At 62.9% G+C, this 20,022-nt stretch carries 20 protein-coding genes; 10 read left to right on the top strand and 10 right to left on the bottom strand.

From position 1 onward, the window contains the following. Together AC1DWF_RS09015 and AC1DWF_RS09010 are read left to right on the top strand one after the other, a co-directional pair. A partial coding sequence (locus AC1DWF_RS09015) for a winged helix-turn-helix domain-containing protein (protein WP_476841614.1) occupies positions 1 to 123 on the top strand: 123 nt, incomplete at its 5' end. Beyond that, positions 120 to 1,505 (top strand): sensor histidine kinase, encoded by a 1,386-nt coding sequence (locus AC1DWF_RS09010; protein WP_476782740.1) that lies wholly within the window; start codon positions 120 to 122, stop codon positions 1,503 to 1,505. The genes AC1DWF_RS09015 and AC1DWF_RS09010, both read left to right, overlap by 4 nt. A gap of 3 nt (positions 1,506 to 1,508) precedes the next feature. Here AC1DWF_RS09010 and AC1DWF_RS09005 read toward each other — a convergent pair whose 3' ends face one another. Further along, positions 1,509 to 2,273 carry a DeoR/GlpR family DNA-binding transcription regulator gene (locus tag AC1DWF_RS09005; RefSeq protein WP_476782745.1) on the bottom strand — a complete coding sequence of 255 codons (765 nt, stop codon included), beginning with the start codon at positions 2,271 to 2,273 and terminating at the stop codon, positions 1,509 to 1,511. A gap of 217 nt (positions 2,274 to 2,490) precedes the next feature. Here AC1DWF_RS09005 and AC1DWF_RS09000 point away from each other — a divergent pair, with 217 nt between their 5' ends. The 3 genes from AC1DWF_RS09000 to AC1DWF_RS08990 all read left to right on the top strand — a co-directional run bounded on the left by AC1DWF_RS09000 (position 2,491) and on the right by AC1DWF_RS08990 (position 6,379). Continuing rightward, a complete protein-coding gene (locus tag AC1DWF_RS09000) occupies positions 2,491 to 3,375 on the top strand; it encodes a phosphotransferase (protein WP_476782741.1) in 885 nt (294 codons plus the stop codon). A gap of 2 nt (positions 3,376 to 3,377) precedes the next feature. Further along, positions 3,378 to 5,819, top strand: coding sequence for a GcvT family protein (locus AC1DWF_RS08995; protein WP_476782742.1), 2,442 nt, complete (start codon positions 3,378 to 3,380; stop codon positions 5,817 to 5,819). A gap of 74 nt (positions 5,820 to 5,893) precedes the next feature. Then, positions 5,894 to 6,379, top strand: a complete 486-nt coding sequence (locus AC1DWF_RS08990; RefSeq protein ID WP_476782743.1) for a CAP domain-containing protein — start codon at positions 5,894 to 5,896, stop codon at positions 6,377 to 6,379. Between the two features lie 3 nt (positions 6,380 to 6,382). Here the strand turns inward: AC1DWF_RS08990 and AC1DWF_RS08985 are convergent, their stop codons facing one another. From AC1DWF_RS08985 to AC1DWF_RS08955, 7 genes are all read right to left on the bottom strand, one after another. After that, positions 6,383 to 7,303, bottom strand: a complete 921-nt coding sequence (locus AC1DWF_RS08985) for a DMT family transporter (RefSeq protein WP_476787974.1) — start codon at positions 7,301 to 7,303, stop codon at positions 6,383 to 6,385. 111 nt (positions 7,304 to 7,414) lie between these two features. Beyond that, a complete protein-coding gene (locus AC1DWF_RS08980; RefSeq protein ID WP_476841613.1) occupies positions 7,415 to 7,627 on the bottom strand; it encodes a hypothetical protein in 213 nt (70 codons plus the stop codon). Between the two features lie 100 nt (positions 7,628 to 7,727). Continuing rightward, positions 7,728 to 9,020: an amidohydrolase family protein gene (locus tag AC1DWF_RS08975; protein WP_476783132.1), complete on the bottom strand. Its 1,293-nt coding sequence runs from the start codon at positions 9,018 to 9,020 to the stop codon at positions 7,728 to 7,730. Next, positions 9,017 to 9,958 (bottom strand): ABC transporter permease, encoded by a 942-nt coding sequence (locus tag AC1DWF_RS08970; RefSeq protein ID WP_476783131.1) that lies wholly within the window; start codon positions 9,956 to 9,958, stop codon positions 9,017 to 9,019. Before AC1DWF_RS08970 ends, AC1DWF_RS08975 begins: the two co-directional genes overlap by 4 nt. Before the next feature lie 2 nt (positions 9,959 to 9,960). Further along, a complete protein-coding gene (locus tag AC1DWF_RS08965; protein WP_476783130.1) occupies positions 9,961 to 11,010 on the bottom strand; it encodes an ABC transporter permease in 1,050 nt (349 codons plus the stop codon). Next, positions 11,000 to 12,538, bottom strand: a complete 1,539-nt coding sequence (locus AC1DWF_RS08960) for an ABC transporter ATP-binding protein (RefSeq protein WP_476783129.1) — start codon at positions 12,536 to 12,538, stop codon at positions 11,000 to 11,002. The genes AC1DWF_RS08965 and AC1DWF_RS08960 overlap by 11 nt, the downstream gene beginning before the upstream one ends. A gap of 173 nt (positions 12,539 to 12,711) precedes the next feature. Next, positions 12,712 to 13,737, bottom strand: coding sequence for a BMP family protein (locus AC1DWF_RS08955; RefSeq protein ID WP_476783128.1), 1,026 nt, complete (start codon positions 13,735 to 13,737; stop codon positions 12,712 to 12,714). A 221-nt stretch (positions 13,738 to 13,958) separates the two neighbouring features. Here AC1DWF_RS08955 and AC1DWF_RS08950 point away from each other — a divergent pair, with 221 nt between their 5' ends. The 4 genes from AC1DWF_RS08950 (at position 13,959) to AC1DWF_RS08935 (ending at position 17,359) form a co-directional block, all read left to right on the top strand. After that, positions 13,959 to 15,713 carry an ABC transporter ATP-binding protein gene (locus AC1DWF_RS08950; RefSeq protein ID WP_476783127.1) on the top strand — a complete coding sequence of 585 codons (1,755 nt, stop codon included), beginning with the start codon at positions 13,959 to 13,961 and terminating at the stop codon, positions 15,711 to 15,713. Between the two features lie 165 nt (positions 15,714 to 15,878). Continuing rightward, the gene (locus AC1DWF_RS08945; protein ID WP_476787986.1) at positions 15,879 to 16,526 is read left to right on the top strand and encodes a glutathione S-transferase family protein; all 648 of its coding nucleotides are present in this window, start codon (positions 15,879 to 15,881) and stop codon (positions 16,524 to 16,526) included. A gap of 12 nt (positions 16,527 to 16,538) precedes the next feature. Continuing rightward, entirely contained in the window at positions 16,539 to 16,892 is a 354-nt protein-coding gene (locus AC1DWF_RS08940) for an ArsR/SmtB family transcription factor (RefSeq protein ID WP_476783126.1), read from the top strand. Continuing rightward, positions 16,889 to 17,359, top strand: coding sequence for an SRPBCC family protein (locus tag AC1DWF_RS08935; protein WP_476783125.1), 471 nt, complete (start codon positions 16,889 to 16,891; stop codon positions 17,357 to 17,359). The genes AC1DWF_RS08940 and AC1DWF_RS08935 overlap by 4 nt, the downstream gene beginning before the upstream one ends. A 2-nt stretch (positions 17,360 to 17,361) precedes the next feature. On the opposite strand, the gene AC1DWF_RS08930 is transcribed toward AC1DWF_RS08935, so the two are convergent. Both AC1DWF_RS08930 and AC1DWF_RS08925 read right to left on the bottom strand, forming a co-directional pair. Next, positions 17,362 to 18,840: an aldehyde dehydrogenase family protein gene (locus tag AC1DWF_RS08930; RefSeq protein ID WP_476783124.1), complete on the bottom strand. Its 1,479-nt coding sequence runs from the start codon at positions 18,838 to 18,840 to the stop codon at positions 17,362 to 17,364. Between the two features lie 120 nt (positions 18,841 to 18,960). After that, the gene (locus tag AC1DWF_RS08925; RefSeq protein WP_476841612.1) at positions 18,961 to 19,605 is read right to left on the bottom strand and encodes a carbonic anhydrase; all 645 of its coding nucleotides are present in this window, start codon (positions 19,603 to 19,605) and stop codon (positions 18,961 to 18,963) included. 234 nt (positions 19,606 to 19,839) lie between these two features. On the opposite strand from AC1DWF_RS08925, the gene AC1DWF_RS08920 reads away from it, so the two are divergent. Beyond that, entirely contained in the window at positions 19,840 to 20,010 is a 171-nt protein-coding gene (locus AC1DWF_RS08920) for a hypothetical protein (RefSeq protein ID WP_476783122.1), read from the top strand. The last annotated feature ends 12 nt before the right edge of the window (positions 20,011 to 20,022 follow it).

The following is a 20,022-nucleotide window of genomic DNA, read 5'->3' as shown; positions in this document are numbered from 1 at the left end:
ATCCAATCCAACGCGCTCGACACGCATGTGTCGCGGCTGCGGCGCAAGCTGRCTGAAGCCGACGGCAAGGTGGAGATCAACGGCGTGCGCGGCGTCGGCTACCTGTTGCGCGAGATTTCATGAACTTCTTCTTGCGGATTCTCCGGCCGGTCACGCGCTTCTTCCGCCCGATCTCGCTGAAATGGCGGCTGGTATGGCGGCTGGTGGTGCTGCAGGTCGTCCTGCTCACGCTGCTGATCTTCATGATCCTCGGCGCGCTCATCGTCACCGGCGTCATTCCGGACGAATATGAAGGCCGCGCGGTCGAAGTCCTCAAAAAAGCTGTCCAAAAGGACGCATCGGGCGAACTCGTTCTCAAACAGGGCCGGGCGCTGACCGACCTGCGCGAAGAGGTGCCCGACCTGTGGTTCGTGCTGCGCGACGAGCAGGGCCACACCCTTTCCGAAGGCACCGTGCCCCCTGAATTCACCCGCATGGCCGCCGCGCTCGACCATATCGACAATGCCAAGCTGGTCTGGAAGAAGGGCACGACACTGCCCGCTGCGACGGTTCAGTGGTACGACACCAGCGCTGGCAGGGTTCAGATTTTCACCGGCGCGCAAGGCCGGTTCCAGATCACCGCATTGCTTGCCGTGACACCCGAACTCTTCATGGAGGTCATCCTCCCTGTCGGCGGGGTGATGGCGGTGGCGACGTTGCTGGTGATCCCGCTGGTGGTGCGTAGCGCCTTCCGGGGCCTGAGGCAGGCAGCGGCGCTGGCTGAGAAGATCGATATCGATGAGCGCGGCGTGCGACTGCCGGTCGATCGCATCCCCTCGGAGATCGCGCCGCTGGTCAAGGCCGTCAACGGCGCGCTCGATCGCCTCGACAAGGGCTATGAACGACACAAAAGATTCCTGATCGACGCAGCGCATGAATTGCGCACGCCGGTCGCGATCCTCAACACCCGCATCACCTCACTGCCGGCGACGCCCGAGCGGGCGAGGCTCTTGCAGGACACGGCGCGGCTGTCGACGCTGACCGATCAGCTTCTCGACATCCAGCGCCTCAGCCGGCAGGCGCAAAGCTTCTCCCGCATCGACATGGTGGCGGTGGCGCGTGGAGTTGTCCTTGATCTCGCGCCGATGGCGTTTGCGGCAGGCTACGAGATGTCGTTTGAGCCAGCGCGCGGCGAGCTGTTCGCCAAAGGCGACCGGACCGCAGTAGAACGCGCCATCACCAATCTCGTTCAGAACGCGATCGAACATGGCGGCGGCACAGGCAAGATCACGATTGCGGTGAACAGCCCGGCCATCGTCGAGGTTTCAGACGAGGGCGACGGCGTGCCTGCAGCCGAGCGTGAAAAAATCTTCGAGCCCTTCTACCGGCTGCGGCCGCGCGGGCATGGGGCGGGCCTCGGGCTCAACCTGGTGCAGGAGATCATGCAGATACATGGCGGTCGTATCGAGCTTGCGTGCAGCGAGCAAAAAGGCGCCTGCTTCAGGCTGGTCTTCGTACAGGCTTAAGCCTCAGGCGCCGGCGATGGTGAGCTGCGCGCCAGCGTCTGCAAGCGCTTTCGCCAGGTCGGCCGATGGCTGCTGGTCGGTGACCAATTCGGTGAAGCCGGAGAAGCCGCAGACCTGGACCAGGCCCTGGCGGCCAAACTTGGTGTGGTCGGTGACCACGACCGATCGCTGGCCGCGCGACAACACCACGCGGGCGAACTCGGCCTCTTCCAGATTGTAGTCCATCACACCGTTGGCGACGTCGACAGCACCGGCCGAAATCACCGCGTGGGTGACGGCGAAACGGCTGACGAATTCGATTGCCGAGACACCGAAGGCCGCACCGCTGTCGCTGCGCAGTTCGCCGCCCGCCATGTAGACCTTGTTGCCGTTTACGGTGGCCAGCGTGCGGGCGATGTCGGACGAATTGGTCACGACCGTCAGGCGGCGGTGGCCGAGCAGCTCGCGGGCGAGGTAGCTGGTGGTGGTGCCGGTATCGAGCATGACCGCCTCGCCGTCATGGATCGTTGCCGCGACCGCCCTGGCGATGGCGCGCTTGGCGTCGGCATTGTCGCGCATTCGCCGTTCGAAGGGCGCTTCGCCCACCACCGACGGCAGGCCGATGGCGCCATGCATCTTCAGGATCGACCCGTCCGCCGTAAGCGGCTTGACGTCGCGCCGCACGGTTTCCAGCGACACGCCAAGCTTGTTGGCGAGGTCGGCGATGGTGATCGTGCCCTCATCGTTGAGCAGGCGCAGGATTTCGTTGTGGCGCTTGGAATGGTTCATCATGCGGCCCTGGTCGAATGCGCGGCATGGCCGCAAATGGGGAGTTTTCTGCCCGAGTCTACCGCGACATTGCGCTCCATCTCAACAGATACGGTCATAAAAACAACTAAAGCCACAAACTTGCGTTGACATCGGCGCTTCCGCTGCGTGAGACTATCACCCAATAAGATCAAGACGCGACAATGGGGAACGCGTCATGCACAGCGCGGAGGGCTGGATGACGACGAGCGAGGACCGCATCCGCGCCCTGCCGCTGTGGAACGGGGCGCTGACGATCGCCCCGCTCAAGGGCGGGATCAGCAACGAAAGCTGGGTGGTGAGGGATGCCTCAGGAGCCCACGTGGTACGCTTCGGACAGGATTTTCCCTTCCATCATGTCTTTCGCGACCGCGAGGTGATGGTCGCCAAGGCAGCCCATGAGGCGGGCTTCGCCCCGGAATTGCAATACGCCGCGCCTGGTGTGATGGTGACCGAATTCCTCGGTGCCAAGACTTATGGCGCTGACGATGTGCGCGCCAATGCGGCACGTATCGCGAAGCTGGTCAGGCGCTTCCATGACGAGATGCCCTGGCATGTCTCGGGCCCCGGCTTCATGTTCTGGGCGTTCCATGTCATCCGCGATTATGCCCGCACGCTCGAGGCCGGCAAAAGCCGGATGGCGGCCGAGCTGCCGCGCTATCTCGCATTGGCCGACGCGCTGGAAAAGGCGCAGACGCCGCTGCCGATCATCTTCAGCCACAACGACCTGCTGCCGGCCAACTTTCTCGACGATGGCAAGCGGCTTTGGCTGATCGATTTCGAATATGCCGGCTTTTCGACCGCGATGTTCGATCTTGCCGGCACGGCTTCCAATGCCGGGATGACATCCGAGGAGTCTGACGAGTTGCTTGCCAATTACTTTGGCGCGGCGCCCGACCGGGAAATCAGGCGCTCGCACGCGGCCATGCAATGCGCCTCGCTGCTGCGCGAAGCGATGTGGAGCATGGTCTCGGAACTGCACCTCTCCGCCCCCGGTGTCGACTACGTCGCCTACACCACCGAGAACCTCGAAAAGCTCGAGACGGCACTCGAAACCTATCGCACGCAATACGGAAAGCTCTGACAATGGCCCTCCCCTCACATGCGCAGATCGTCGTCATCGGTGGTGGTATCATCGGCTGCTCGACGGCCTACCATCTCGCCCGCGACCACAAGGCCGACGTCATCGTGCTTGAGCAGGGCAAACTGACCTCTGGTTCAACCTGGCATGCGGCCGGTCTTGTCGGGCAGCTGCGTTCGTCGGCGTCGATCACGCGCGTGCTCAAATATTCGGTCGACCTCTACAAGGGGCTGGAGGCTGAGACGGGGCTGGCCACTGGCTGGAAGATGACCGGGTGCCTCAGGCTCGCCACCAACCAGGCCCGCTGGACCGAATACAAGAGGCTGGCAACGACGGCAAAGAGCTTCGGCATGGACATGCAGCTGGTGTCGCCGCAAGAGGTCAAGCGCATGTGGCCCTTAATGGAGACGTCCGATCTTGTTGGCGCCTCTTGGCTGCCGACCGACGGCCAGGCAAGCCCCTCCGACATCACCCAGTCGCTCGCCAAGGGAGCGCGCATGCATGGCGCCAAGCTGTTCGAGAATGTGTGCGTGACCGGCTTCGAGATGAAGGACGGCCGCATCCTGAAGGTGAAGACCGACCAGGGCGACATCGCCTGCGACAAGGTGGTGAACTGTGCCGGCCAATGGGCGCGGCAGGTGGGTGCCATGGCCGGCATCAACGTGCCGCTGCAGCCGGTGAAGCACCAGTACATCATCACCGAGAAAGTGCCGGGGCTTTCGACCGACGCACCGACCATTCGCGATCCCGACCGCCGCACCTATTTCAAGGAAGAGGTCGGCGGGCTTGTGATGGGCGGCTACGAGCCGAACCCGCAGGGATGGACCACCGGCGATGTGCCCAATGACTGGGAGTTCCGCCTGTTCGACGACGACTACGACCATTTCGAACAGCACATGACGCAGGCGATCGCGCGCGTTCCGGCCTTGGAGACCGTCGGCGTCAAGCAGATGATCAATGGCCCGGAGAGTTTTACGCCTGACGGCAATTTCATTCTCGGTTCGGCACCGGAATGCTCGAACATGTTCGTCGGTGCCGGCTTCAACGCCTTCGGCATCGCCTCGGGCGGCGGTGCGGGCTGGGTACTGGCGCAATGGGTGGTCGACGGCGAAGCCCCGCTCGACCTTTGGGTCGTCGACATCAGACGCTTCTCCAACCTGCACCGCGACCGCCAATGGGTGTCGGACCGCACGCTCGAAGCCTATGGCAAGCACTACACGATCGGCTTTCCGCATGAGGAATATGAAAGCGGCCGGCCCTACATCGTCTCGCCGCTCTATGAGCGGCTGAAGAAGCATGGCGCGGTGTTCGGCTCCAAGCTCGGCTGGGAGCGCCCCAACTGGTTCGCGCCTGATGGCATCGAGGCCAAGGACATCTATTCGATGGGCCGGCAGAACTGGTTCCAGCCCGTCGGCGACGAACACGCTCATGTGCGCAAGGCGGTCGGCACTTTCGACCAGTCGTCCTTCGCCAAATACGAGATGAGCGGCCCAGACGCGCAACAGGCGCTCGATTTCATCTGCGCCAACGACGTGGCGAAGCCTGCAGGGCGACTGACATACACGCAATTGCTCAACACCCGTGGCGGCATCGAAGCCGACCTAACCGTAGCGCGGCTGACTGACGACAAATTCTACATCGTTACCGGCACGGGCTTCCGCACGCATGACCTTGCCTGGATCAGCGACCACATCCCATCAGGGCTCGACGCCAGGCTTGTCGACGTGACCGAGGAATTCGGCACGCTTTCGCTGATGGGGCCGAAAGCGCGAAACGTGCTGGAAGCCGTGACAAAGGCCGATGTTTCGAACGCTGCTTTCCCGTTTGGCCATGCCCGCGAAATCGTCATTGCAGGCACGACCGTCAGGGCGCTGCGCGTCACCTATGTCGGCGAACTCGGCTGGGAACTGCATGTGCCGATCGCCGCCACCGGCGAGGTGTTCGACGCACTGATGGCAGCGGGCAAGACGCACGACATCCGCCCCATCGGCTATCGCGCGCTGGAATCGCTGAGGCTGGAGAAAGGCTACCGCGCCTGGGGCTCCGACATCACGCCCAACGACACGCCATTCGAGGCAGGGCTCGGCTGGGCGGTGAAGCTCAGGAAAAACACCGATTTCCTCGGGCGAAAGGCGCTGGAAAAACTTGCCGGCACGGCCCCAACCAAGCGGCTCGCCGGCTTCACCGTCGACGACAAGGACGTGGTCCTGGTGGGGCGCGAGACGATCCTGCGCAATGGCGAGCCGGTGGGATATCTGACCAGTGGCGGTTACGGCTACACGGTGGGCAAGAACATCGGCTACGGCTATGTCCGCAACCCGTCAGGCGTCAGCGACGACTTCCTCAAATCGGGCGACTACGAACTCGTCGTGGCGACTGAAAAAGTGCCCGCCAGGATTCATCTCGACCCAATGTTCGACCCGACAGCAAAGCGCGTGAAGGCCTGAAGATCGCCGGAATTCGCCAAAAAGCCATGATCTGCACTATCAAGGCTGGCGGGGGACGGAACAAGGATCGGACAATGGCTCAGCGGATGATCAGCGCAGTGTCGCGCGCAATGACGATGGGCGGCTTGCTATTCCTGGCGGCCTGCCAGACGGGTTCGAACGTTGTCGGCGAAGGCGGCGGCGCTTCGACGACCGGTGTTGCCTACCTCCAGACCATCCGCTCGGAGCACGGCTTGCCGCCGCTGACGCCCAACCCCACGCTGGAGCGCGCCGCGCTACAGCAGGCCGGCTATATGGCGCGCGCCGGGCGCATGGCGCACACCACGGGCCTCGGCAAGGATTTTGCGACGCGCATGAACGCCAATGGCGTCGAAGGTGCGGCCGCTGAAAACATCGCCCATGGCCGGATGGAGCCGGCCAAGCTGTTTTCGATGTGGATGAACTCGGACGGCCATCGCCGCAACATGCTCGACCCGCGCTTCTCCAGCTTCGGCCTCGCCTATGTGCGCGCCGACGCCGGCAGCGAAGAACGCTATTGGGCGCTCGTGCTGGGCAGATAGGCCTCAGTGAACACTGGTCGGGACCGTCTCGGGCTCGGCCTTGTCCACCACTTTCTGACGGTGGAAGATGAACAGGCCGGCAACGACGATGATCGCGGAACCTATGAGGCCCTGCGCGTCGGGGTAATCGCCGAAGAAGACGATGCCCATGACCACCGCCCACAACAGCAGCGTGTATTGCAGCGGCGCCAATAGCGAGGCCGGCGCGAGCTTGAGCGCGCGCGTGATCATCAGGTGCGCCGCGCAAGAGACGACGCCGAGCAGCAGCATGGCCGACCAGTCGAGCGCATTTGGCGTGCGCCAGTCGGCGATCGCAAGCACGCCGCCGACGGCGAGTGCGCCGAGCGTCTGCCAGGTGACAAGCGTGGTGTCGTTGGTGGCGCGCAGCTTCCGGCTGAGAATCAGCGTGATGGAGAACGACAGGCTGCCGACGATGGCAAAGAGCGAAGGCCACGACAGCGAGGCGGTGGACGGGCGCAATGCGATGACCACGCCGCAGAAGCCGAGCATGATGGCGATCCAGCGCCGCCAGCCGACCTTTTCGCCCAGGAAGAAGTGCGACAGGGCGGCGATATAGATCGGCCCGGCCATGTAGAAGGTCATCACGTCTGCAAGCGGCAGATAAGCGACAGCGGCATAGAAAAACCCGGTATCGGCGGTGGCGAGCACGACGCGCAGCACCTGCAGGCCGGGACGCTCGACCTTGGTCAGCGGGCCGACGCCTTGCTTGGCGATCATCGGGCCCAAGATGATGAAGGCGCCGATGGAACGGATCAACAGAACCTGGCCAACGGAGAAGCTGGTGACCAGCCATTTGCCCATGGCGTCGTTGAGCGCGAACATGAAGTCGCCCAGCAACATGAGAAGGATGCCCGCAAGAACAAGATTGTTCTTCGGGAGGGCGATGGCTTGTCGGAAGGTCATTGGCAAGGAATCCGCCGGGCAACGAGCCCGAATGGCGCTATCTAGGCCGAGAAGGCCGCATTTGCGAGGGCTAACTTGGCGATCGCGATGCGTTGCGGCGTCGCACGCCGGTCAAGGCCTGACGATGGCCGGGCGATAGTAGAACGGCCCGTAGAAATCGTCGTATGTCCTTTCCCTGAAGGCGGCGCGACGGTCGAGATCGATGCGTTGAAGGCACGCGGCGAAAGCGTCGTTCTTTTTGTTGAATCCGTAGGAGCGGCACTTTGCTTCATCGAGCGCGCGCTGCTCTTGAGCCGTGACGCAGCCGGCCAGCAACGTGGTCATCAGGAGCATCAAAATCGTGCTGTTCCTCATGGCCCTGCTTCTCCTGCGCTCGTTAGATTGTAAGCTCTTCATACGACTTCGAAAAGCTGTCCGGCAAGGTTCAGTTCGCCTGCGGTGGCACGATGTGGCGGCGATTGACCGAGGCCGGGCGGCCCCTGATCGACAGGCTGGTTTCGCGCTTTTCCCGCTCGGCAACGACCTTGCCCTTGGCAATGACGCACAGCCGCTCGGCGCGCAGGCGCACGGCTTCGATCGGGTTGCCGGCGTCGAGCACGACGAGGCTCGCTGTCTTGCCGACGGCGATGCCAAGATGGTCGAGCCCCATGATCTCGGCATTCACCTTGGTGACCATGTCGAAGCAGTGGCGCATGTCGGCCGGGCTCGACATCTGCGCGACATGCAGGCCCATGAAGGCGACGTCGAGCATGTCGGCTGTGCCGAGCGAATACCAGGGGTCGAGCACGCAATCCTGGCCCCAGCCGACGCGGATGCCAGCCTTCAGCATCTCGGGCACGCGGGTCATGCCGCGGCGCTTGGGGTAGCTGTCGTGGCGGCCCTGCAGCATGATGTTGATCAGCGGATTGGGGATGGCCGAGACACCTGCTTCGGCGATCAACGGGATGAGCTTCGAGACATAATAGTTGTCCATCGAATGCATCGAGGTCAGATGCGAGCCCGCCACCCTGCCCTGCAGGCCGAGGCGCTGGGTTTCATAGGCAAGCTGCTCGATGTGGCGCGACAGCGGATCGTCGGTCTCGTCGCAATGCAGGTCGACCATCAGGCCGCGCTTTTCGGCGATCTCGCAAAGCTCGGTCACCGAACGCGTGCCGTCGGCCATGGTGCGCTCAAAATGCGGAATGCCGCCGACGATGTCGACACCTATATCGAGAGCCCGGATCGTGTTGTCGCGCGCATTGGGCGAGCGGTAGAGGCCGTCCTGCGGGAAAGCTACAAGCTGCAGGTCGATATAGGGCGCGATCTCCTTCTTGACCTCGAGCAGTGCTTCCACGGCCAGCAGGCGGTCGTCGCAGGTATCGACATGGGTGCGGATGGCGAGCAGGCCCATCGACACGGCCCAGTCGCAATAAGCCAGCGCGCGCTCCTTGACCGCTTCATGGGTTAGCAGCGGCTTCAGTTCACCCCAAAGCGAGATGCCTTCGAGCAGCGTGCCCGAGGCATTGATGCGCGGCAGGCCGTAGGACAGCGTCGCGTCCATGTGGAAATGCGGATCGACAAAGGGCTGGCTGACGAGGTTGCCCGACGCGTCGACAATGGTCTTGGCCGCAGCCTCGATCCTGGGCTCAATCGCTGCGATCTTGTCGCCCTTGATGCCGATGTCGGCAATGGTTCCGTCGGGCAGCGTGCCGCCCTTGACGATCAGGTCGAAGCTCATCTCTCGCCTTTCTGATAAGGGATCATCAGCGCTTTCGGATAGGTGGCGCGGCGCGCCACCAGGATCAGCGCCAGGATCGATAGTGCATAGGGCATCATCAGGAACACCTGATAGGGCACGATGCCGCCGGAAAGCTGCTGCAGGCGGACCTGGTAGGCATCGAAGGCAGCAAACAGGATGGCGCCAAGCAGCGCCTTGCCCGGCCGCCATGAGCCGAAGACGACAAGTGCGATGCAGATCCAGCCGCGACCATTGATCATCTCGAAGAAGAACGAGTTGAACGCCGACATGGTGAGGAAGGCGCCACCCACCGCCATCAGCGCGCTGCCGACCATGACCGCGCCCATGCGGATGGCGGTGACCGAGATGCCTTGCGCCTCGACGGCGGAAGGGTTTTCGCCGGCGGCGCGGACGGCAAGACCGACCGGCGTGCGGTAAAGAACCCAGGCAACGACAGCGACGGTCACGAAGGCGAGATAGGTGAGCGGCGTCTGTGTAAACAGCGCCTCGCCCAACAGCGGGATCTTCGACAGGCCAGGAATCGGCAAGGGCTGGAACGGCTCGATCTTGGGCGGCGAAGTCACTTCCGGCAACGCCAGGCGATAGGTGAAGTAGGTAAGACTGGTGGCAAGCAAGGTGACGCCGATGCCGACGACATGCTGCGACAGGCCAAGCGGCACGGTAAGCGTTGCATGCAAGAGCCCGAACATGGCGCCGGCAAGAGCTGCCACCAACACCCCGGTCCACAGGTCGCCGCCGGCATAGACGGTGAACCAGCCAGCGAAGGCGCCGGCGGTCATGATGCCTTCGATGCCGAGATTGAGCACGCCAGCGCGCTCGCAGATCAGTTCACCCATGGTGGCGAAGATCAGCGGCGAGGCGATGCGGATGGCAGCGACCCAGAACGAGGCGGTGAAGAGGATTTCAAACGCGTCCATGGTCACTTCCACCTCACCCGGAACCGCGTCAACAGGATTGCGACCACCATGGTGAGCAAGGCTGTCGCGACCATGACGTCGGCGATGTAGCTCGGCACGCCGGCGGTGCGGCTCATCGCGTCGGCACCGACGAAGATGCCGGCCACGAAGATCGCCGAGGCAATGACCCCAAGCGGATTGAGCATCGCCAGCATCGCAACGACGATGCCCGAATAGCCGTAGCCAGGCGACAGGTCGAGCGTCAGATTGCCCTTGAGGCCCGACACTTCCGAAAAGCCGGCAAGGGCGGCGAGGCCCCCCGACAGGAGTGCCGTCTTCATCAGCACGCGGTTGACCGGAATGCCGACGAAACGCGCGCCCTCGGGGTTGTGACCGACCGCGCGCATCTCATAACCGAGCACGGTCTTTTTCATGATGACCCAGACAACAATCGCCGAAATGATGGCTACAACGAAGCCGTAGTGCAGGCGCTTGCCCTGGATGATACGCGGCAGTTGGGCCGACGCGATGACCTTTTGCGACTGCGGCCAGCCAAGGCCCATCGGATCCTTGAGTACGCCTTCGAGCAACATCGAGACAAACAGCAAAACGATGAAGTTGAGCAGCAGCGTGGTCACCACCTCATCGACGCCAAAGCGGGTCTTGAGGATTGCCGGACCAAGCAGCAACAGGCCACCGGCGAGCATCGCCGCAAGCATGATGACAGGGATAAGGATGACCGAGGGCAGTGGCAGCGCGCCGGTGCCGAGGACGACCGTGACCACACCGCCGATATAGAGCTGGGCTTCGGCGCCGATATTCCACAGCTTGGCGCGGAAGGCGACGGCAACGGCAAGGCCGGTGAAGATCAGCGGGGTGGCGCGCGTCAGCGTCTCAAGCAGGGCGAATTGTGATCCGGCGGCACCCTTGGCGACGAGGTAGAATACCGACAGCGGCGAAGCGCCGGCAGCGAGCACCAGCAGCGATGTCAGCACCAGCGTGGCAGCGACGGCCGCCAACGGAAACAGCAAGGTCATGCCGAGCGAGGGTGCGGGTTTGGGCTCAAGCCGCATCCTTGCCTCCCTCTTCGCCGTGTCCGGCCATCAGTTCCCCAAGTTCGCGAATGCTGCGTTCGCCGCGAGCAGACGGGCTCGACAGCCGGCCCTTGGACATCACGACGATGCGGTCGGACAGGGCCAAAATCTCTTCAAGGTCTTCGGAAATCAGCAGGATCGCAGCTCCCCTTTGCCGCGCGGCGAGCAGCATGCGGTGGACATAGGCGACAGCGCCAACATCGAGGCCGCGCGTCGGCTGGCTGGCGAGGATCACGGACGGTTCGGGATCGAGCGCACGACCGAGGATGAGCTTTTGCATGTTGCCGCCCGAAAGAAGGCGGATGCGTGCCTCAGGCGACGGACATTTGACGTCGTAGTCGGCGATGATCTGTTCGGCGAAATCACGCGCTGCCTTCCAGTCGAGAAAGCCCATGCGGCTGAAGCGCGGGCTGGCGTAACGTTCGGCAATGACATTCTCTGTCACGCTCATGTCGCCGATGGTGCCGACGGCATGACGGTCCTCGGGGATGCGGGCAATGCCGTGACCAAGGGCTGCCTTAGGTGACCAGTCGCCAATTTGCCTGCCGCCGATCACGACTTTCCCGCTTGTGGGTCGTTCCGTGCCGGCGAGCAGCGCGGCAAGTGCCGCCTGGCCGTTGCCGGAAACGCCCGCAAGGCCAGTGATTTCGCCGGCGCGCAAGGTGAGCGAGACGCCGTCGAGTGCAGCACCATTGCGACGGCCGGTGGACACTGCGTCGAGCACGAGAAGAGCAGCCCCCGGCTCGACCGGCACGACCTCGGCGGGCTTGACCTCCTGTCCGACCATCAACGCCGCAAGCTCCTTGCGGTCGGTTGCGGCAGTGGCGCGCTCGCCGGCAAGGCGACCCGACCGCAGCACCAGCACGCGGTCGCTAACGGCCATGACTTCATGCAGCTTGTGCGAGATGAAGATGATCGACAGGCCCTTGGCGACCAGCAGCTTGAGCGTGCGGAACAACGCGTCGGTTTCGGCCGGCGTCAGCACCGCCGTGGGCTCGTCGAGGATCAGGATGCGGGCGTCGCGGTAAAGCGCCTTGAGGATTTCGACGCGCTGGCGCTCGCCCACCGAAAGACCCGACACAATAGCGGCAGGATCGACCGCCAGGCCGAAATCGGTAGAAAGCTGCTCAATGCGCAGGCGCGCTGCGGCCCGGTCGAGGCGCGGCAGCCAAAGGCTTTGCGTGCCGAGCGCGATGTTTTCCAGAACCGTCATATTGTCGGCAAGCGTGAAATGCTGGTGCACCATGCCGATACCGGCGTCGAGTGCTGCGCGCGGGTCGCCCGGCTGCAAGGGCTTGCCGAACGCCTCGACGCTGCCCTCGTCGGCGACATAGTGGCCAAACAGGATATTCATCAGCGTGGTCTTGCCCGCACCATTCTCGCCAAGCAGGGCGATAACCTCGCCCCGCTTGAGTTCGAAGGAAATGGCGTCGTTGGCCGTGAGCGGGCCGAAACGCTTGGTGATGCCGGACAGGCGCAGGACGGGAATGGCAGGGGCGATGGACATGGGATGGCCGCAGCGATGGAGGTCCCTTCTCCCCGTTCAAGGGAGAAGGCGGCCCGAAGGCCGGATGAGGGGCGGCACCAACTTCTGAGAGGCTGATGCTGCCCCTCATCTGCCTGCCGGCATCTTCTCCCCGTCCCTTCGACAAGCTCAGGACGGGGAGAAGAGAGCTGTCATCAGCTCGATTTCGGCTCCGCATCGTTGATCTCGACAGTGAACGACCCGTCCTTGATCGCCTTTTCTCTCTCGGCGACCTTGGCCTTGACGTCATCCGGCACCTTGTTTTCGAAAGTGCCAAGCGGTGCAAGCGAGGAACCGCCGTTCTTCATGAATGAGTAGACGCCGTAGTCCTCGGCCTTGAAGGCGCCGGCCTTGACCTCGGCAATCGCCTTGTCGAGCGTCGGTTCGAAGTGCCAGAGCGCCGAGGCAACCACGGTTTCGGGATATTCGGCCTGGGTGTCGATGACGTTGCCGATCGCCAGAACCTTCTTTTCCTTGGCGGCATCGGAAACGCCAAAGCGCTCGGCGTAGAGCAGGTCAGCACCGCCGTCGATCTGGGCGAAGGCGGTTTCCTTGGCCTTGGGCGGATCGAACCATGAGCCTATGAAGGAGACTTGGAATTTGGTGTCGGGCGCGGTTTCCTTTACGCCGGCCATGAAGGCGTTCATCAGACGATTAACCTCGGGGATCGGGTAGCCGCCGACCATGCCGATGTTCTTCGACTTGGTCATGGCGCCTGCGACGATGCCCGAGAGGTAGGAAGCGTCCTGGATGTAGTTGTCGAACACCGAGAAATTCGGCACCGCGGCATCCGGCTTGAAGCTCGATCCCATCAGGAAAGCAACGTCGGGATAATCCTTGGCGACCGCGCGTGCGGCGTCTTCGACGCCGAACACTTCGCCCAGGATCAGCTTGTGGCCGGCCTCGGCGTATTCGCGCATAACGCGCTCATAGTCGTTGTTGGCGGTGTTTTCCGAATAGACATATTCGATGTCGCCGCGTTCCTTGGCAGCGTTTGCCGCCTTGTGGATACGGCTGACCCACTGCTGCTCCACAGGCACAGTGTAGACGGCGGCGACCTTCAGCGGGTCAGCCGCAAACAGGCGCACGGGCAGACCGGCCATCGCGACGGCCGCGGACGCACCCGCAGCCTTGATCAGGGTACGCCTGGACAAGCCGAAATCAGTTGAATTTCTTGGCATTCTTTCCACCTCTGGCTGGTTTTGGTCTTCTTTGGCGAAGGCGTGTTTTTATCGTTTGGTCAAGGGTATGCGAAATCGCATATAGCAGCAATCGCTACCCACCCGCTGTCCACGAGTCCTTGCCACCCGCGACCGTTGGTCCCAAAATTTGCCGGTTTCCCTTCGCCAATCGTTGCTTTATATAGACCCGCGCAGGGGTGCGACCCAAGGGACTCATTGATTTGTTTCGTTTTTTTCGTCCGACACAGAACCATCTCCTGATCTGGCGGCTGATCCGGGAGTCATTCCGCCAGCATGCGTTCGGCTATGCCATTGCAATCGCTTCGATGATGGTCGTGGCCGGCATGACGGCTGCAAGCGCCTGGATCATGCAGGACATCACAAATGAGTTCGTGATCGGCAAGGATCTCAACCGCGTTTACCAGATCGCGGGCTTGGTTGCCGCGATCTTCATCACCAAAGGGATCGCGACCTTTGTGCAGGCGTTTTTCTTGAGCCGCGTCGGCAACAGCATCATCGCCGACCGCCAGCGCAAGATCTACGACCGCATCCTCGCCCAGGGCATTTCCTTCTATCACTCGGTCCCGTCGTCGGACCTGATCACCCGCGTCACGCACAATGCGCAGGCAGCGCGAACCGTGCTTGACGTCATCGTCACTTCGTTTGTGCGCGACCTGTTTTCACTGATCGGCCTGATCTTCGTGATGGTCTACCAGCAGCCGGTCATGTCTCTGGTCGCCTTCATCGTCGGGCCGATGGCCATCTTCGGCGTCAATCTGATCCTGCGCCGGGTGCGCAAGATCATGGAGGCGGAGTTCCTGTCGCTTGCCCAAATCGTTCAAGTCATGCAAGAAACGACGGTCGGCGTCAGGATCGTCAAGTCCTTCAATCTTGAGCCGATCATGCGCACCCGCATGTACCGCGCCGTTTCCGACGTGGAAAAGCGCGCCAACTCCATCGCAGCTTTGGAAGCAGGCACCAGCCCGATCATGGAAACGCTGGCCGGCCTCGCCATCGCCGGTGTGGTTCTGGTCAGCGGCTATCTGGTCGTCCAGGGTGGACAGACGCCGGGCAGCATCATGTCCTTCATCACGGCCCTGCTGCTCGCCTATGAGCCTGCCAAGCGGCTGGCGCGCTTCCGCGTGTCGCTGGAAGCGGGCCTGATCGGCGTGCGCATGATGTTTGAACTTTCGGACCGTCCGCTGACGCTTTCCGAGCGGCCCGGGGCTACGCCACTGGTGCCCGGCTCCGGCACGATCGAACTCAAGGATGTCAGTTTCTCCTATGCCGATGGCGAGCCGGTGCTGCGCGATCTCGACCTCATCTTCCCGCCCGGCAAGATGACGGCACTTGTCGGCCCGTCCGGCAGTGGCAAGTCGACGGTCATGAACCTGATCATGCGCATGTACGATCCTGACAGTGGCGAAGTGCTGTTCGACGGACAAGACATCGCGCATGCGACGCTGCACTCGGTGCGCGACCGCATCGCTTATGTCAGCCAGGACACGTTCCTGTTCTCCGGCACCATCATGCACAACATCCGGCTCGGCCGCGAGGGCGCCAGCGACGAAGAGGTGATCGCAGCCTCCAAGGCCGCCAATGCGCATGACTTCATCATGTCGCTGAAGAACGGCTACGACACCCAGGTCGGCGAAAACGGCGCGCTGCTTTCGGGCGGCCAGAAGCAACGCCTGTCGATCGCACGCGCCATCCTGCGCGACGCCAACGTTCTCTTGCTCGACGAAGCGACCAGCGCGCTCGATGCCGAGTCGGAGTCGCTGTTCCGCGAAGCGCTGGAGAAGCTGGCGTCAGGGCGCACGACGATTGCCATCGCGCACCGCCTGTCGACCGTGCACCAGGCCGACAACATTGTGGTGATGCAGGACGGCAAGGTTGTCGAGCAGGGTCGCCATACCGACCTGATCAAGGCCGATGGCCTTTATCGCAGGCTCTACGAATTCCAGCTCATGGGCTGAGCCGAACCAGCCTGTAGAATTTGCGAAAGCCGCGACCGGGATGCCGGCCGCGGCTTTTTTCATTTTGCACGCATTCTCCAAGCGCACTTGCCGGCGCCCTGGCGTCGTGATACTTAAGCAATTACTTCAGTGTTTGAACCCAGCATGGTCCATGAGGTTTCCGGCATGTCGTTGACGCTGCATTTCCACCCTCTTGCCTCGTTCTGCCACAAGGCACTGATCGCCTTGTACGAGAACGATATCCCGTTTGAGCCGCTGATCGTCGACCTTGGCGAGCCGTCATCACGAGCGGCGTTCCTGAAGCTCTGGCCGATCGGCAAGATGCCGGTGTTGCAGGATCATGCGCGCGACAGCATCGTGCCGGAATCGAGTATCATCATCGAATATCTCGAACAGCATTACCCCGGCGCGGTGAAGCTTGTGCCTGTCGATCAAGATGAAGCGACGCAGACACGGCTCAGCGACCGCTTCTTCGACCTCTATGTCCAGGCGCCGATGCAGAAGATCGTGACCGACAAGATCCGGCCAGAAGGCAGCAACGATCCGCACGGCGTGGCGGCGGCACGGGCACAGCTCGAGACCGCGCTCGGCATGGTGGAACACGATATGCAATCCAAGACCTGGGCGATGGGCGAGAACTTCACGATGGCCGACTGTGCCGCGGCCCCTGCCCTGTTTTATGCCGACAAGATCATGCCGCTCGCGGCAAACCATCCCCATTCCGCCGCCTATCTCGGTCGTCTGATGGCGCGGCCTTCGGTGGCGCGCGTCTACAAGGAAGCGGAGCCCTACTTCCACATGTTCCCCGGCTGATGGAAAATCCCGATGCTGCATGATCCGGCACAACTCGACCTGATGTTCCAGGCACTGGCCGACCCGGCCCGGCGTGGCATGGTCGACCGTCTGTGCCAGGGGCCGGCATCGGTCAGCCAGTTGGCTGAGCCTTTCGCCATGTCGCTGTCGGCAGTGATGCAGCATCTGCAAGTGCTGGAAGCAAGCGGCCTTGTCCACACGGCCAAGGTGGGCCGCGTGCGCACCTGCCAGATAGAGCCCACGGCACTGAGGCGCGCCGAGGGCTGGATTTCCGAACGCCGCACGCAGTGGGAACACCGCCTCGACAGGCTGGGCGAATTCCTGGCCGAGACATCAAACGAACCAGAGCAAGGGAGTTCGAAATGACCAAACGATCCGTGACGCATGCCACATTCACCATCGAGCGCCGCTATGACGCATCGCCGGCGCGGGTCTTTCATGCGCTGAGCGATCCTGTGGCCAAGGCACGCTGGTTTTCCGGGCCCAAGGAATGGGACACTCTGGAGCGCAAGATCGACTTTCGCGTCGGCGGCCGCGAGGTGAGTTCGGCAGGGCCGAAGGGCGGGCCGGTGCACCGCTTCAACGCGATCTATCAGGACATCGTCACTGATGAACGCATCATCTACAGCTATGACATGCATCTCGGCGACACCCGCATTTCGGTGTCGCTGGCAACCTTCGAGCTTGCTCCTGACGGCCAGGGCACGCGGCTTACCTTCACCGAGCAAGGTGTGTTTCTCGATGATTTCGACGACGCCGGCGGCCGCGAGCGTGGCACGCGCCAGTTGCTCGACGCGCTGGGTGCCGAGCTCGAACGGCAGGCGATCGCCTGAGTTCAGTCGATGCGGATGAACACGCCCTTGGTGTTGAGATATTCGTCGAGGTGCTCGGCGCCGCCCTCGCGGCCGTAGCCGCTCATCTTGTAGCCGCCGAAAGGCATGGCCGGGTCGATGGCGTGGTAGGTGTTGACCCACACCGAGCCAGCATGGAGCCGCCGCGACAGCTGGTGCGCGGTGGCGAGGTCGCGGGTGAAGACGCCGGCGGCAAGGCCGTAGGGGGTGTCGTTGGCGCGTCGCACCACCTCGTCGAGCGTGTCGAAGGGCAATGCTGAAATGACCGGGCCGAAAATCTCCTCACGCGCAATGCGCATCGTGTCGGAGACGCCGGCAAAGACGGTGGGGGCAACGAAGTTGCCGGCAGCGAACGCGCCATCAGACAGCCTGTTGCCGCCGGCGACGAGGCGAGCGCCCTCCTCAGTGCCGGCGCGCAGATATCCCTCGACGCGGTCGAGCTGGCGCGGAGAGATCAGCGGGCCGATCTCGGTGCTCGGGTCGATGCCGTTGCCGATGCGCAAGGCTCCGGCATAGGCGGCGAGACGCGCGACGAATTCGTCATGGATGGAACGCGCGACGAACAGCCTGGAGCCGGCGATGCAGATCTGGCCGGAATTGGCGAAGACCGACATGGCGGCAACAGGCACCGCGCGTTCGAGATCGGCGTCAGCGCAGACGATGACCGGCGACTTGCCGCCGAGTTCGAGCGACACGCGCTTGAGGTTGCCAGCCGAGGCGCGGACGATGCTCTGGCCGGTAGCCGTGGAGCCGGTGAAGACGATCTTGTCGACGCCCATATGTTCGGCGAGCGGCGCTCCAGCCTCCGGGCCAGTGCCGGTGACGATGTTGACGACGCCGTCAGGGACGCCCGCCTCGGCCATCAGTTCGGCGATAAGCAACGGCGTCAGCGGCGCTTCCTCTGATGGTTTCAAGACCACGGTGCAGCCGGTGGCGAGGGCCGGGCCGATCTTCCACACTGAAGCTGCCGTGGGGGCATTCCACGGAATGATGGCGCCAACGACGCCGACCGGTTCCTTTCGCGTGTAAGAGACGATGTCGCCAGGCAGCGAGTTTTCGATCGTCTGTCCGTGAATGGCGGTGGCCATGCCGGCGTAGTAGCGCAGCATGCCAAGAACGCGGTTGGCATTGCCCCGCGCCCTGACGATGGGCAGACCCATATCGGTGGTGTCGGAAATGCAGATCTCTTCCCAGTGGCGCTCGAACAGATCGGCGATCTTCAACAACAGCTTCTGCCGTTCATGCGGCTTGAAACGGCTCCACGGGCCGTCAAAGGCGTTGCGAGCGGCAGCGACCGCGCGTTCGATGTCTCGCTTGCCGCCACGCGGCACGGTGGCGATAATCTCGCCGGTGGCGGGATTGCGCGTCTCCATCGTCTGGCCGGACGCAGCCTCCACCCACGCGCCGCCAATGAACATCGGGCGATGGCTGCCGTCGAGCGAATGGCGGGTGGCGATGGTCATCAATTGGCTCTCCGCTGGCGCAGCAATGGGCACAGGCGCCAAAGGCAACGTCTGTCCCGCAAGCCTAGGCTGGAGACGTCAGGCCATTCAAGTCATTGAGATGGAGCCAGCCGCGAACGCTCAGGCGATGGCAGTGCGTTCGAAGTCGCCGGTGTTGCGGTCCATCAGCCACAACTCGCCCGCCGAGATGTCGAACCAGGCGCCAAAGATCTCCAGCCGCCCCTTCTGCTCAAGGATCTTCACGCATGGAAACGTGCGCAGATTGGCTATCGAATAGCGGATCGAAATGCGCTCGAGCGCGGTCTGCCGCTCGGTCTGCGTCATCATCGTATTGCCGGTCACCGTCTCTGCGGCAGGCGCGACCAGGCTCATCCATTTGCCGATGAAGTCGCCGGGCGACAGCGGCGCGGAATTGGGATCGAGCGCCGAGCGGATGCCACCGCAGCGGCCGTGGCCCATCACCACTATGTTCTTCACCTTGAGCGCCTGCACGGCGAATTCGAGCGCGGCCGAAGTAGAATGGAATTCGCCGTCCGGCGAATAAGGCGGCACGAGATTGGCGACGTTGCGGACGACAAACAGTTCGCCCGGGCCGGAATTGAAGATAGTTTCGGGTGCAGCGCGGGAATCGCAACAGGCAATGACCATTGTCTCAGGCGACTGTCCCTCGCGCGCCAAGGACTTGTAGTGGTCAGTCTCGGCCGCATAGCGTYCGGTCATGAAGTTGCGGTAACCAGCGAGCAGTGTCTCAGGCAGATGCGACATGCGTTTGCCCTTAAACAAAAATGGCCGTCGCGGCAAATGCAAATACGCTGGCAGAGCTACGGCCTCCACTCCGGCACGAGCGCTCCTTGCCTGCACAACCACCAGGCAAGGCACCTGGCGCTTTACCGCGCTGGCAGTTGGGTTATGCTGCGCAAATGGCCGTGAGAAGACGCCTAGGCAGGTGTGCCCGCTCGTTGCGGCCAACCCAATCTGCAATGCATCAAGGAGAGTGACATGCGCTTGCTCCTTTACGCAGTTTCAATCTTGAGCCTGCTGGCCGTGCCGGACACGCCGTGGCACTTCACCGCTCGTGCAAAAGCGCAGGAATGCACAGGGGAGAATTGCCCCAAACCGAGCGGCCAGGGCCGGGACTGCGAACAGAAGAAAGAAAAGACCGTCAGCTGACGCCCAGAAAAA

It is taken from the genome of Aminobacter sp. P4_D5 (assembly GCF_056401815.1).
Note: the sequence above shows the minus strand (reverse complement) of the source record. Positions and strands in the feature narration are given on the sequence as shown.

Coding starts and splice junctions, on each gene's coding strand:
- AC1DWF_RS08960 (WP_476783129.1), bottom strand. CDS start 12,538: ATGTCCATCGCCCCTGCCATTCCCGTCCTGCGCCTGTCCGGCATCACC.
- AC1DWF_RS08985 (WP_476787974.1), bottom strand. CDS start 7,303: ATGACCTTCCGACAAGCCATCGCCCTCCCGAAGAACAATCTTGTTCTT.
- AC1DWF_RS08980 (WP_476841613.1), bottom strand. CDS start 7,627: ATGACCACGTTGCTGGCCGGCTGCGTCACGGCTCAAGAGCAGCGCGCG.
- AC1DWF_RS08965 (WP_476783130.1), bottom strand. CDS start 11,010: ATGCGGCTTGAGCCCAAACCCGCACCCTCGCTCGGCATGACCTTGCTG.
- AC1DWF_RS08920 (WP_476783122.1), top strand. CDS start 19,840: ATGCGCTTGCTCCTTTACGCAGTTTCAATCTTGAGCCTGCTGGCCGTG.
- AC1DWF_RS08930 (WP_476783124.1), bottom strand. CDS start 18,840: ATGACCATCGCCACCCGCCATTCGCTCGACGGCAGCCATCGCCCGATG.
- AC1DWF_RS09010 (WP_476782740.1), top strand. CDS start 120: ATGAACTTCTTCTTGCGGATTCTCCGGCCGGTCACGCGCTTCTTCCGC.
- AC1DWF_RS08955 (WP_476783128.1), bottom strand. CDS start 13,737: ATGCCAAGAAATTCAACTGATTTCGGCTTGTCCAGGCGTACCCTGATC.
- AC1DWF_RS08970 (WP_476783131.1), bottom strand. CDS start 9,958: ATGGACGCGTTTGAAATCCTCTTCACCGCCTCGTTCTGGGTCGCTGCC.
- AC1DWF_RS08940 (WP_476783126.1), top strand. CDS start 16,539: ATGCTGCATGATCCGGCACAACTCGACCTGATGTTCCAGGCACTGGCC.
- AC1DWF_RS08990 (WP_476782743.1), top strand. CDS start 5,894: ATGGCTCAGCGGATGATCAGCGCAGTGTCGCGCGCAATGACGATGGGC.
- AC1DWF_RS08995 (WP_476782742.1), top strand. CDS start 3,378: ATGGCCCTCCCCTCACATGCGCAGATCGTCGTCATCGGTGGTGGTATC.
- AC1DWF_RS08975 (WP_476783132.1), bottom strand. CDS start 9,020: ATGAGCTTCGACCTGATCGTCAAGGGCGGCACGCTGCCCGACGGAACC.
- AC1DWF_RS09005 (WP_476782745.1), bottom strand. CDS start 2,273: ATGAACCATTCCAAGCGCCACAACGAAATCCTGCGCCTGCTCAACGAT.
- AC1DWF_RS08935 (WP_476783125.1), top strand. CDS start 16,889: ATGACCAAACGATCCGTGACGCATGCCACATTCACCATCGAGCGCCGC.
- AC1DWF_RS09000 (WP_476782741.1), top strand. CDS start 2,491: ATGACGACGAGCGAGGACCGCATCCGCGCCCTGCCGCTGTGGAACGGG.
- AC1DWF_RS08945 (WP_476787986.1), top strand. CDS start 15,879: ATGTCGTTGACGCTGCATTTCCACCCTCTTGCCTCGTTCTGCCACAAG.